This is a genomic window from Shewanella oncorhynchi (assembly GCF_030848765.1).
Classification (GTDB): Bacteria; Pseudomonadota; Gammaproteobacteria; order Enterobacterales; family Shewanellaceae; genus Shewanella; species Shewanella oncorhynchi.
Map to the genome: position 1 here is coordinate 2365810 of NZ_CP132914.1, position 12887 is coordinate 2378696.

The following is a 12887-nucleotide window of genomic DNA, read 5'->3' on the forward strand; positions in this document are numbered from 1 at the left end:
GCCAAATTAACCGTACTACTACAAACAATGGGTGGCTTAGAAAAACTTGAATAACATGGATTGTTAGATGTGTTCATTTATGATGAAAGTATAAAACGGAGTAGTTTCATCCTCGATTAACTCACGTACTGAATTAAGCTGTAATCGTTTTGATACCGCTTTAAAAAAGCGCAAAGCCAGTTCATTTTCTTTGAACGTAGCGACCAGTATCGGTGTGCTAATCTGCTCAAATATTTGACGGACTACTTCGAGCGCAATCCAACCACCGCGATATTTAGGAAGAATAAAGAGGTCAGCCAGTTCCCAGATAAGCCTTTTTTCATCTTCAACCCATTCTAGTAGAACAAAGCCTATCAATACTTCATTTACCCAAATGAGGTAGGCTTTTGCCTCTTGTGAGTTAACATAGGATTCAAGATCTGAGGCTGTAGATCCATCATATAACCCATCAATGCCTATATCTTCTTTACTCCAAGATGTTGAATCAAAATAATAAAGTTGGAGCAGACGTTGTAGCGTTGTGGTGTCACTTGTTTTTAAATTGATAAGACTAACGTTTGACATCATTCATCCTGATTACCTGCGTCTTAGTATTGATGCTTGGGCACTGAAACATCCTGTTATCGAGCGTATATAATGGTATAGAGTTTTGCTTTGCTGAGGTAGCTTATTTATTTCAAATGGTTAGTGGCAGGCTGAAATCGACAGAAGTTTGCGAACCGTTACAGCTAGCGCACATGCTTTGGCGGATGCTAGCAAATACCGACGTTTAAATTGGCGTTAATTACGCGGCTAACTTGTAGTCTTATCTCAAATCAGCATAATGCTTCGAGCTGTTAAGCTTAACGCTATTGTTTACGGCCGCGGCTTGCGTCACTAACCAGTGCTTGTGGTTAATTAAAGTCATCACAATGCACTCGCTCAGCAATTTATTGTGTGGACTTGCAGTACTGTTTTCACTGACGTTCCTAACACCTTGATAAAGGATTGATTCTCCCTTTGACTCGCTCCCGCCAACCGACATCAAAGCATGTTTCCTCTAAAGAAACCGCCGCTAAGCCTTCTGCCTTAAAAGGCGCCGCTGCGGTGAGTCGACTCGCGTCCGAAGTGCAACGCGCATTTTTGCCCGATGGAGTATTGTCTAAACATATTCAAGGATTTAGTGCGCGAACAAGCCAGATGCAGATGGCACAGGAAGTGAGTGAGGCGATAGCGGCGAAGGGCAATGTGGTGATTGAGGCGGGTACGGGGGTAGGTAAAACCTTTGCGTATTTGATCCCCGCGATATTGAGCGGTAAGCAAGTCATCGTCAGTACGGGCAGTAAAAACTTGCAAGAGCAGTTGTTTTTTAAAGACTTACCCGCGCTGGTCGCCATGTTGGGGATTGAGCCTAAACTGGCTCTACTAAAGGGCCGCAATAATTATCTGTGCCAGTGGCGCCTCGATAAGCAAATGAGTGAGGCGACACATATCGATGCGCGTTTGTTGGATGATTTGTTGAAAATCAATCAGTGGGCGAGCACCTGCAAAGATGGTGATATTGGCGGCTTAACCTCAGTGCCTGAGAATTCCTCGGCGCTGCCACTTGTGGTCAGCACTAAGGAAAGCTGTATTGGCAAGCGCTGCGACTTTTACGATGTCTGCTTTACTCGCAAGGCGCGCAGCCGTGCCCTGGATGCCAAAATCATTGTGGTTAACCACCATTTATTTTTCGCCGATAGCGTACTGAAAGATACGGGCTTTGCCGAGTTATTACCCGATCCTGATGTGGTGATTTTCGATGAAGCGCATTTATTACCCGATATTTGCGTTAACTATTTTGGCCAGCAATGTTCGAGTCGTACTATCGATGATTTCATTCAAAAGCTACTCGCTATTTATCAGACTGAACTCAGTGATACTGGGCAACTCGCCCAATTTTGCCAGCGTTGCCTCGCTAAATTAAGTGATTGGCATAATCAGTTATATTCCTGCGGTGAATCCGATTGGCGTTTAGTGCTGGGCAATAAAGCGCTCGCGGCGGCGTCATGGGATTTATTAGCGGAATTAACCGCGCTGCAGAATTTATTAATGGCCCATATTGGGCGTAGTGAATTGTTAGATGATATCGCCATTAAGTTGGCTGAGCTGAATAATAAGCTCAGTGTGTTTTTTAACTGTGATAATAATTTGGCGGCCTACAGCATCGAATTTGGTAGTCGCTTTGTGGTGCTGCGAATTTCACCAATCAATATTGCCCGTGAGTGCCAACAGTTATTTGTGCCAGAAACCAGCTGGATATTTACCTCGGCAACTTTGCAGGTTAATCGTAGTCTTGTTCATTTTGCCCGAGAAATGGGTATCGTTGATGCGCAGCAAAGCATTCTCGACAGTCCCTTCGATTATCCCCGCCAAGCGGTATTTTGTGTGCCTAGACAACTTGGGAGCGTGACCAATCAACAGCAAGCGTTAAAGCAGCTGGTGGATGTGTGCGTGCAAGCGATAGATGCGGCGCAGGGACGGACTTTTATTTTATTTACCAGCCATAAAATGCTCGAACAAGCGGCGCTGGCATTGCGAACTCGCACTCAGTATCCGCTGCTGGTACAAGGCCAAGCAGGTAAACAGAGTCTGCTGACTAAGTTTCGCCAACTCGGCAATGCGGTATTGCTCGGCACCAGTAGTTTTTGGGAAGGGGTGGATGTGCGCGGTAAATTGTTAAGTTGCGTGATTATCGACAAATTACCTTTTGTGTCGCCCGATGAGCCCCTGTATCGCGCCCGAGCCGACAATGTGAGTCGTCAGGGACTCGATCCTTTTACTGAAGTGTCGTTACCGCAGGCGATTATTGCGCTGAAACAAGGTGTTGGCCGTCTTATTCGCGATGAAAAAGATCGCGGTGTGCTGATCCTTTGCGATAATCGCATTGTGAATCGCTACTATGGCCAAGCTTTTTTAAACTCGCTGCCACCGATGGCGCGCACCCGTGATCTAGAAAAGGCATTGGCGTTCTTGAGAACAATCCCCTGAGAGTCGTCTATGGCTTACCTAGCATACGTAAACTTGTCCTATTTGCCGGATATGGAATTCTGAGCTAAGTATTGAGCCGTTACACATATTGTAAGGATATAAAAACGGAGGTAAAAATTGCCACCTGTGAGCAATAGATGGCAAACACCCTTGGAGGTTGGGTCAAGTGGCATCCTGCCTAATGGTTCCATTCAAAATAAATAATTCTTCGGCCTTTGGTTTTAGATTTTTAGTGAATTAATGGCATTCTTTGCAAGCATCTGCTGGTGCTTTTTCTTGATGAGCGATATGGCAATTGGTGCATGTTAAAACGCCATCATGTTTAGTATGAGCTTCGCCTGCGAGTGTTTTCATTTCTCCATGGCATGATACACATTGCTGATTTTCAAAAACATAATCCGCTGAAGGTTTTTTATCTTTATGGCAGGATTCACAGTCAGATCTTTCAGAATGACTGTCGGCAAGTGATACCGCCATTAAATTAGTTGAAAAGCACAGTGCGCACATTAGCATCATCTTTTTAAGCATGTTATTTTCCTTTTTTATTGTTGGTTAAATCATCATTCTGAAGCGAGTAAATCACATATCTAGCTATGAAATATGTAACTTGAAGTTGGAACTGTATTTTTCTCGCTGTTTTATTAGTGATATAAACGGAAAGATAATATCGCTTTTGCTTGGTGCGTAAGTTTAATAATCGAGAATTTTACACCTCAAGCTTTAGCAGTCTTGCGTGTGTATAATAGTTTTTTAATATGACAAAACCTTGATCGTTATCAAAGGTTAACGGGTGAGTTATTTTTTAGCGTTAAAGTATGATCAAGGTTATATTGCAGAATGTAAAAGACTAATGATATAAATCTGGATTATGTAATTTATATTTTTGATGTTTATTTAAAAATTCTATATTTTAGAAAATATATTGATTTTACTTTTTCTAGTCGGATGTGTGATATTTATTTTGATCTTAAAACAATAGGCGAAGCCAAAACGGGCTTCGCCTATGATGTTTAATGTTGAGTAGCAGAGCTATAATTACACATTAATTTCTGGCTTGTAGAGCTTAGAAACTTGCAGTTACCCCAGCATAAATACTGCGACTCTTTTGAATATAATCAAGGTCGGTGGCAACTTGGTCACGTTTAGAATCCGTTAGGTTAGTCACGCCAAGCTTCAGTCTAAACATAGGATTAATTTGATAATTCGCACCTATATCGAGCGAGCCATAACTCTCTGATTTGACATTGGCTCGCAAATACTGCTCGCCAGTATAATGGTAGGCGATAAAGGTGGATAAACCATCGAATGCCTGCCATTGCAGTTTTAGGTTATAGCTGTCGTCCGGTGTTAAGGTAAAAGGCGCGCCATTTTGCTTATCTTCGGCATCGGTTTTACTGTAATTACCGTTTAGGCTGAGATCTTGAGTTAAATTGTACCAAGCTTGTAATTCCCAACCAGTGATCTTAGCTTCGTTCACGTTTTGGTAAGTTAATACTGTACCTGGGACTCTATTCCAAGTTTCGGTGATAATTTTATTTTCTACATCGTTATGGAAGTAGGTGATCGAGCCACCAAAATCCGTGGTTTGATATTGGGTCGATAACTCGTAGTTCACTGAGGTTTCGGGTTGAAGATCAGGATTTCCCGCAACGGTACAGGCGCCACGACAAGCGGGGATAATATAATCGGCTTGGGATTGCGCCATATTTGGCGCTTTAAAGGCTTTGCCGCCACCACCTTTAATGACCCATTCAGAGCTTAAGTTATACACTAAATACAAGCGTGGGCTAAATTCGGTGCCGTACATATCGTGGTGATCGACGCGCCCACCTAAGGTGATATTGAGTTCGCCTAAGCTAAATTCATCTTGTAGATACAATGCCGATTGGCTGTCGTCTAAGGTGCCATCACCTAAAATATTGCGGCTATTTTCGAGCTGGGTCCAACGGTATTCTGCACCGCTGGTTAACATGTGATCGCCAAGCAGGACAGTAGTTTGACCGTCGAGATTGTGGTTGGTTTGGGTGATATTACCTATCTCGGCGATTAACGCTGAGTCGTCAGTCACCTCAACATTTTCATAGTAATAGCGCAGGCGAGTGTCGCCCCAGTTCCAGTGGCCATTATGGGTCAGACCTGAACTTATCCGCTCCGCTTGTTGGTTATTGGTGAGAATCGTGCCGTAGTTATTCCAATCAGACTCGCGTTCATCGTTGGCGTAACTTAAGTCAAATTGCAGATCTTGCTGGTTATCAATCAGCCATTGTAAATTGGCGAGGGCGCTGATTTCATCTCTGTCTTCTAGCGCATCAATAGTGGGTTTTAAGTCTGAGCGCCATGCATCGCGTTTATTGCTGTCGACGATTAAGTTTGCCAGTAATTTATCTTTGATCAGCGCGCCACTGCTGTAGAAATTGTACTTAGTGCTATCGCCACCTTTGCCACTGGTCGGTGCATCGTATTGCACGCCAACGCTGGTTTGCCAGTCTTCAGTCGGTTGACGCAGTATGACGTTAACCACACCGCCTAAAGCTTCTGAGCCGTAGAGGGATGACATAGGCCCACGCACAACTTCGATACGTTCAATGGCAGACATTGGAATAGAGGACAAGTCAAAATCGTTGCCATAACCAGAGGTTAATGCTTCGCGGGAGTTAATGCGGCGGCCATTAATCAAGATTAAAGTGTAATCTGAATCTAAACCTCGCAGGCTGATCTCATTGCGGCCATAGGGCGTGCCTTCGCTGATGTTCACACCCTGTAAATAACGGACTGCGCTAGCGAGATCGTCTATGACTAGCGCTTCAAGTTCACTGCGGTTAATCACGGACACCGAAGCGGGCGCCGAAAGCTCCGAGTGTTTAGTTTGTGTTGCTGTGATCACCATGCGTTCCATTTCTGGAGTGGTATCTTGCGTATTTGCAGCACTAGCCCATGCTGCAGGTAATAACAAACATAAACCAATAGCGCGTGATAGCTGGCTCAACATAGGTGTCTGTGTTGCATGAGATAGATGCGAGGTTTGGCGAGTGCGACGGATAAAGCGGGGCATATCATTCTTCCTTCGGTAATTTTGGCGAATGATAATTATTCTTAATTATAGCTTCAAGCTTGGATGTCTCTCTTTTGTGTAAAGGCAGTGTAAATTTTTAGTGTTTAATAACAGTGTGATAGACCGTATATTCGACGTGTTGCTCGCTGGCATGGTCATTCTGATTGAGCGCATTGAGCGGATTGAGCATAAGGCACTGAGTATGACGATCTGAGTCTGACTGTCGTCGGATAAATCACTAAAAAATAGTGAGAATAATCAGAAACTATCACCGCACAAAACTGCATAACGTAATATGAAGCTATATCAATATGATTAATATGGATATTTTAACTGGCATAAGCTTTGCTGGCGATGTGACTTTATGTTTCGTGGTGCATTCATGTTTGTGACGTGAATCGTCGCCATACAAAATGTATTGCCAATATTTACGGAGAGAATATGAATCCAGTATTTTATAGCCTAGCCACAGTCACTGTTTTAACTTTGTCACTCGCCACTACCGAACCTGCTGTTGCCACAGATACGCCAACATTAGCTAAAGCAGCATCGGATAAAACCGCTGATGCTCCACAAACTGACATTGCGCAGCCCGCTACTGCACTTACAGACACTTTATCTACCCAAATTGCAGCGGTGGATTTTGCTGTGTTCGACAGTTTCAATAAGTGCGCCGTCCCCGCTGAACTAAAGAAACATGCGGCGTTTTTCACTGAAGATGTGGAGTTTTACCACGACACGGGTGGCGTGACGTGGAACCGCAAGGACATGATCGCTAATACCGAAAAATATGCCTGTGGCCATTACCGCCGCGAGTTAGTTGCGGGCACGATGAAAGTGTTTCCGGTGAAAGAGTTTGGCGCGATAGAGCAAGGCGTTCATCGTTTTTGCAGCTTTGAAACCGGTAGCTGTGATGGCCTAGCCGACTTTGTCATTGTGTGGCGCAAACAGAACGAACAGTGGAAAGCTACCCGAGTACTGAGCTATGGACACAAAACCGCCGAGGCCAAAACGGACTAAACCATTAAACTAAAGCTAGCTTTTAACAAAAAACGAGTCTTTAACAAAATGCTAGCCTCTAACAAAATGCAGTAGTCGATTATTGGCGGGCATAGCCACATCTTGCTTCAGTGTTAAGCCTTGCTCGCTGGCTAAACTGCAAATCCATTCAATATCACGAATGCCGCTGGCGGGATTGTGTTGTTTTAAAAAGGCATCGAATTGACGATTGCTGTCACTGCTAAATTCGCCTTGGTAGTTAAAGGGGCCGTAAATGCACAGGGTCTTGAGTTGGGGGAGATACAGACCAAGGCCAGTAAAAAACGTTTCAACCATATTTTTGCTCATAATATGCAAAGTGTTTGCAGTAAATACGCCATCAACATGAGGTGTTAATCCCTTCACCGGCCATGGCGCGGTAACATCAAGGGTAAGTGGTAAGCGTAGGTTTGCCGCTGCATTGGGTAGCTTACCTTCATGTATACACCTTGCGGTAATGACCTCAATATACTCAGCTTGATCGCTGGTTTGCCAGATTAAATGGGGAAGATTTGCTGCAAAATACACAGCATGTTGCGCTGTGCCACTGCCGATTTCGAGTACATGTTGGTTGAGTGAGAATGCTTGTGTTAATACCGCTAAAATCGGCGCTTTGTTGTTTTCGCACGCTTGGGAAAACGGCAATTGGACAAGTGGCTGGGCAATTGGCATTAGTGGCATAATGGACTCTAGGTTGCTGAGATTAAAAGAGGATGACGCCGCACAAGCCTATCTTAAACCAGCAAAAAGTATAAGACTTAAAAGATAAAATGAGCCGCGCCTTAACATTCGGAGTCTCTATCTTAGGTAACTTAATTTTAGGTACCGCCATTTCAGAAGTTTCCATCTCAAGCTCCTCCATTTCAGGTTCTTCAAGAAGGAGCCTGCAGTCAGCTCAACTTCCTTTGTCCTGTCCTGCAAATAGTTATCGCAATTCACTGTTGATCTCGATCTCAACTCAGATATACTCACAAATTCTGAACGCTTGTAAAAAATATAAAACAACTTCGGCATGATGCCGTGTTAAAACGAGTGTCCAAAACTGAGTGTCCAGAAGAACTGAGAGCCCAGAACTAAGACTTAACACTCACTTTCAGCTTTCAACTTTCAACAGTTAATTTTCAACAGTTAACTTTCAACAGTTAACTTTCAACAGTTAACTTTCAACATCAAGGAATGACCATGTCAGCAGAGCGTTGCGCCTCCTACTACAATGCCACCATTGACCAAGAGTCAGATTATCCTGCGCTTGAAGGCGACATTCGAGTCGATGTGGCGATTGTCGGTGGCGGTTTTACCGGCGTGGCAACGGCGTTAGAGTTATCCGAGAAGGGCTACAAAGTCGCGCTGATTGAGGCCAATAAAATTGCGTGGGGCGCGACCGGACGCAACGGTGGGCAGGTGACGGGCAGTTTGTCCGGCGATGTTGAGATGACAAAACAGCTGCGCCGCCAAATCGGCCATGAGGCCGAAGATTATGTGTGGAATATGCGTTGGCGCGGCCACGACATTATTAAAAATCGGGTGGCCAAGTACGGCATAGACTGTGATTTAAAGTTTGGTCATATCCAAACCGCTTACCAGCCAAAGCATATGCAAGAGCTTAGTGCGATGCATGATGAGGCGCAGCGCCGCGGCATGGGGGAATTTATGACGCTGGTATCCGCCGATGAAATGCCCGCCTATTTAGGCTCGCCCTTGTATCACGGCGGCTTAGTCAATCGGCGCAATATGCATTTACACTCTGTTAATCTATGCCTTGGTGAAACCCGCGCCGCAGCAGGTCTTGGGGCATTAATCTTTGAACACTCGCCCGTACTCGATATTGAAGAAGGTGATGTGGCGACTGTTGTCACTGCTAGGGGGAAAGTACGCGCTAACAGTGTGCTGATCGCCGGTAATGCTTACCATAAACTCGCCCGTCCAAAACTGCGCGGTATGTTATTTCCTGCGTCCTTAGGCAATTGTGCCACTGCGATTCTGCCCGATGAGATCGCTTTGCAAATCAATCCGCAGGATTTGGCCGTGTACGATTGCCGCTTTGTGTTGGATTACTATCGCCTGACCGCGGATAAACGGTTGATGTTCGGCGGCGGGACTAACTACAGCGGCCGCGATCCTAAAAATGTGGCGGCGGAATTACGGCCCGCGATTGAGCGTACGTTTCCACAATTAAAGGGCGTTGATATCGAATTTGCCTGGGCCGGAATGGCTGGAATTGTGATTAACCGTATCCCGCAGCTCGGCAAAGTGTCGCCGAATGTATTCTATTGCCAAGGATATTCTGGGCACGGAGTGGCGACATCGCACATTATGGCCGAGATCATGGCCAATGCGATGGATGGGCAATTGCGTGAATTTGATTTGTTTGCCGCCATGCGCCATATCCGTATTCCGTTAAATGAATGGTTTGGCAATCAAGCGCTGGCATTAGGCATGTTGTATTACACTTTGCGGGAAAACTGGCGCTAGTTTGCGCCGTTTTGTCTGCTACCAATCAATCTGCTCAAACAGTATTTAATCCTGTTCGATGAGCTTTTCGGCAAGATAATCGACCAATACGCGGATCTTGGCCGACAGGTGGCGATTTTGCGGATAGAGTGCCCAAATGCCTTCTTTGGCTTCGCGGTGACTGTCAAGGAAGGAGAGTAACCGTCCGGCTTGAATATCTTCTTCAATATAATAATCAGGCAGTTGAACTATCCCTATGCCCTTTAGTGCCGCATCCCTTAATGCGTAGCCACTGTTACAATTGAGATTGCCGCGGACTTTAATATTGCGCTCGCGGCCATTTTCTACAAAGCGCCAGTAATTATGATTACCGATCAAACAATTGTGCTGGCTAAGTTCTGATAAGGTATGGGGCTGACCGTATTTTTCAACATAGCTTGGTGAGGCGGCGACATAGTGGGTACGGCTGCTGAGCGGTTTGGCCATCAGGCTTGAATCGGCGAGTTTTCCGAGGCGAATCGCCAGATCATAACCGCCTTCAATTAAGTCCAAGGTGCGATTGGTCAAGTCGACGCTAAACTCAACGCTTGGATATTGCACCATAAAATCATTGAGCAACGGCATGATAAATTTCTCGCCATAGGCCACGGGCGCCGTGAGTTTGACTAAGCCTTGGGGTGAGTCCTTTAGGTTTGAAATGGCGCGTTCGGCTTCTTCTAACCCAGTTTGTAATTGGCGGCAATGACGATAATAAATCGTGCCTTCTTCGGTTAACGACACTTTGCGGGTGGTGCGGTAAAAGAGTTTTGTGCCGAGGCGATTTTCTAAGGTGCTCACTTGGCGGCTAACGTGGGCGGTGGAGATATTCAGCCGCTGCGCTGCTAGGGTAAAACTTTCGGCCTCAGCCACCGCGACAAATTCAGAAATGCCGTCCCAGAGATACATTGTTGTTACTCAGTAAAAATGAATTGCTTGAATACTAGATTGTCTCTCGCTGAGAAACAAATACAATCCTCCTATTCAGTAGCATCAGTGCAATGGGCGCAAGAATTTACTTGGCCTGAATTGAATTTATGATACACCAATGACTTACTCCTATTACCTATTCAAGGGACGTAACAATGTCGAACGAAAAACCGCAGTTTATTAAATCAAAGGCCGCTGTTGCTTGGGGGCCAGGACAACCACTTAAGATTGAAGAAGTGGATGTGATGTTACCTAAAGCGGGCGAAGTCTTAGTGCGCATTGTGGCTACGGGCGTGTGTCACACGGATGCGTTTACCCTGAGCGGCGACGATCCAGAAGGCGTATTCCCAGCGATTTTAGGCCACGAAGGCGGCGGTATCGTTGAGCAAGTGGGCGAGGGCGTGACCAGTGTACAAGTGGGCGATCATGTGATCCCACTTTATACCCCAGAGTGCGGCGAGTGTAAGTTCTGCCTATCGGGCAAAACTAACCTATGCCAAAAAATCCGTGCGACCCAAGGTAAAGGCTTAATGCCCGATGGCACCACGCGTTTTTATCTTGATGGCAAGCCTATTTTCCATTACATGGGCTGCTCGACCTTCTCTGAATATACTGTGTTACCTGAAATCTCATTGGCTAAAGTCAATAAGAGCGCGCCATTAGAAGAAATTTGCCTGCTGGGTTGCGGCGTAACCACAGGTATGGGCGCTGTGATGAACACGGCCAAAGTGGAAGAAGGTGCGACCGTGGCGATTTTCGGCCTCGGCGGTATCGGTTTATCGGCGATCATTGGGGCGACTATGGCCAAAGCCAGCCGCATTATCGCGATTGATATCAACGAGTCTAAATTCGAGTTAGCCAAAAAACTCGGCGCGACCGATTGCATCAATCCTAAATTACTCGATAAGCCCATCCAAGAGGTGATCGTTGAAATGACCGATGGCGGCGTGGATTACTCATTCGAGTGTATTGGCAACGTCAACGTGATGCGCAGCGCCTTAGAGTGTTGCCATAAGGGTTGGGGTGAATCAGTCATCATAGGTGTTGCCGGTGCTGGACAAGAGATTTCAACCCGTCCATTCCAATTAGTTACTGGCCGAGTATGGCGCGGTTCTGCCTTTGGCGGCGTGAAAGGGCGTTCTGAGCTGCCACACATTGTTGAGCGTTACTTAGCGGGTGAGTTTAAGCTCGATGATTTTATCACTCATACTATGGGGCTTGAGCAAATCAATGAAGCGTTTGAGCTGATGCACCAAGGTAAGAGCATTCGCAGCGTGATCCATTTTGATAAATAAGCCGTTTCGCATTGTAAATGGATGCTTCAGCTTGATGTGACTAACGGGCAGACAGGTGCAAATCTGTCTGCTGTGTTGCCAACTGAGCTGACGATAAGCGCCATGACTAACGCTAAGACTAACGTTATAAATAGCACTAAAAGATTGAGCTTAAAAGGACTTGTATGACCATAGAAAATATCAGTTGTAACAAGAGTTTTGGCGGTTGGCATAAGCAGTATCGCCATCAATCTCAGTCGTTAAACTGCGAGATGCGCTTTGCCATTTATCTGCCGCCTGAGGCGGTGAATAAACCTGTGCCTGTGCTGTATTGGCTGTCAGGTCTAACCTGTACCGATGAAAACTTTATGCAGAAGGCGGGTGCACAGCGCATGGCAGCGGTACTTGGGATGGCGATTGTCGCCCCTGATACCAGTCCTCGCGGTGACGATGTGCCTGATGCGGCAGATAAAGCTTACGATTTAGGCTTAGGCGCGGGTTTTTACCTCAATGCGACAAAAGCACCTTGGAATCGTCATTACAAAATGTACGATTACATAGTCCATGAGCTGCCTAACTTGATTGAAGCGCATTTTCCGGTGACTAGCCAGCGCGCTATCTCCGGCCATTCGATGGGCGGTCATGGTGCTTTGGTGATTGGTCTGAGTAATCCGCACAGATATAGCTCAATTTCGGCTTTTAGCCCGATTTCGAATCCGAGTAATGCACCTTGGGGCATTAAAGCCTTTAGTGAGTATTTAGGTGAAAATCGTGAACATTGGCGCCAATATGATGCCTGCGAGTTGCTTAAGCTCGCGATTAGCGAAGTGCCAATACTGATTGACCAAGGTGAAGCTGACAGCTTTTTAGATACCCAATTGATGCCACAATCGCTGGTGGATATCGCCCATACCAAGGGTTATCCCTTGGATGTGCGGATGCAAGCGGGGTACGATCACAGCTACTACTTCATCGCAAGCTTTATTGAAGAGCACCTTAAGTTCCATAGCTTGTACTTTAAGCCTTAAACCCATTTAAAATATTGATACAAAAGGCGCAGTGATATTGTTTTATCACTGCGCCTTTTGTTTACCCAA

The 12887-nt window shown here is 45.7% G+C and carries 10 protein-coding genes; 5 read left to right on the top strand and 5 right to left on the bottom strand.

Translation table 11 applies throughout. The annotated features are described in order from the left end of the window. Positions 1 to 63: 63 nt before the first annotated feature. Entirely contained in the window at positions 64 to 564 is a 501-nt protein-coding gene (locus RA178_RS10745) for a GNAT family N-acetyltransferase (RefSeq protein WP_158683085.1), read from the bottom strand. A gap of 435 nt (positions 565 to 999) precedes the next feature. Between RA178_RS10745 and yoaA the strand changes: the two genes are divergently transcribed. Beyond that, positions 1000 to 3009: a DNA repair helicase YoaA gene (gene yoaA, locus RA178_RS10750; protein ID WP_306685326.1), complete on the top strand. Its 2010-nt coding sequence runs from the start codon at positions 1000 to 1002 to the stop codon at positions 3007 to 3009. 237 nt (positions 3010 to 3246) lie between these two features. Here yoaA and RA178_RS10755 read toward each other — a convergent pair whose 3' ends face one another. Continuing rightward, positions 3247 to 3537, bottom strand: coding sequence for a cytochrome c3 family protein (locus RA178_RS10755; RefSeq protein ID WP_028759787.1), 291 nt, complete (start codon positions 3535 to 3537; stop codon positions 3247 to 3249). 535 nt (positions 3538 to 4072) lie between these two features. Beyond that, complete coding sequence (locus RA178_RS10760) at positions 4073 to 6061, bottom strand: TonB-dependent receptor domain-containing protein (protein WP_306685327.1); 1989 nt, start codon at positions 6059 to 6061, stop codon at positions 4073 to 4075. Between the two features lie 441 nt (positions 6062 to 6502). Here RA178_RS10760 and RA178_RS10765 point away from each other — a divergent pair, with 441 nt between their 5' ends. Beyond that, positions 6503 to 7081, top strand: a complete 579-nt coding sequence (locus RA178_RS10765; protein WP_306685328.1) for a DUF4440 domain-containing protein — start codon at positions 6503 to 6505, stop codon at positions 7079 to 7081. A gap of 51 nt (positions 7082 to 7132) precedes the next feature. Here RA178_RS10765 and RA178_RS10770 read toward each other — a convergent pair whose 3' ends face one another. Then, complete coding sequence (locus RA178_RS10770; protein WP_306685329.1) at positions 7133 to 7780, bottom strand: DUF938 domain-containing protein; 648 nt, start codon at positions 7778 to 7780, stop codon at positions 7133 to 7135. A gap of 501 nt (positions 7781 to 8281) precedes the next feature. On the opposite strand from RA178_RS10770, the gene RA178_RS10775 reads away from it, so the two are divergent. Further along, the gene (locus RA178_RS10775) at positions 8282 to 9571 is read left to right on the top strand and encodes an NAD(P)/FAD-dependent oxidoreductase (RefSeq protein ID WP_306685330.1); all 1290 of its coding nucleotides are present in this window, start codon (positions 8282 to 8284) and stop codon (positions 9569 to 9571) included. Positions 9572 to 9616: 45 nt separating this feature from the next. Here the strand turns inward: RA178_RS10775 and RA178_RS10780 are convergent, their stop codons facing one another. Further along, positions 9617 to 10495, bottom strand: coding sequence for a LysR family transcriptional regulator (locus RA178_RS10780; RefSeq protein ID WP_198572287.1), 879 nt, complete (start codon positions 10493 to 10495; stop codon positions 9617 to 9619). A gap of 176 nt (positions 10496 to 10671) precedes the next feature. On the opposite strand from RA178_RS10780, the gene RA178_RS10785 reads away from it, so the two are divergent. Together RA178_RS10785 and fghA are read left to right on the top strand one after the other, a co-directional pair. After that, entirely contained in the window at positions 10672 to 11811 is a 1140-nt protein-coding gene (locus RA178_RS10785; RefSeq protein ID WP_025007830.1) for an S-(hydroxymethyl)glutathione dehydrogenase/class III alcohol dehydrogenase, read from the top strand. A gap of 164 nt (positions 11812 to 11975) precedes the next feature. Next, positions 11976 to 12818 (top strand): S-formylglutathione hydrolase, encoded by an 843-nt coding sequence (fghA, locus tag RA178_RS10790; RefSeq protein WP_219251572.1) that lies wholly within the window; start codon positions 11976 to 11978, stop codon positions 12816 to 12818. Positions 12819 to 12887 lie beyond the last annotated feature (69 nt).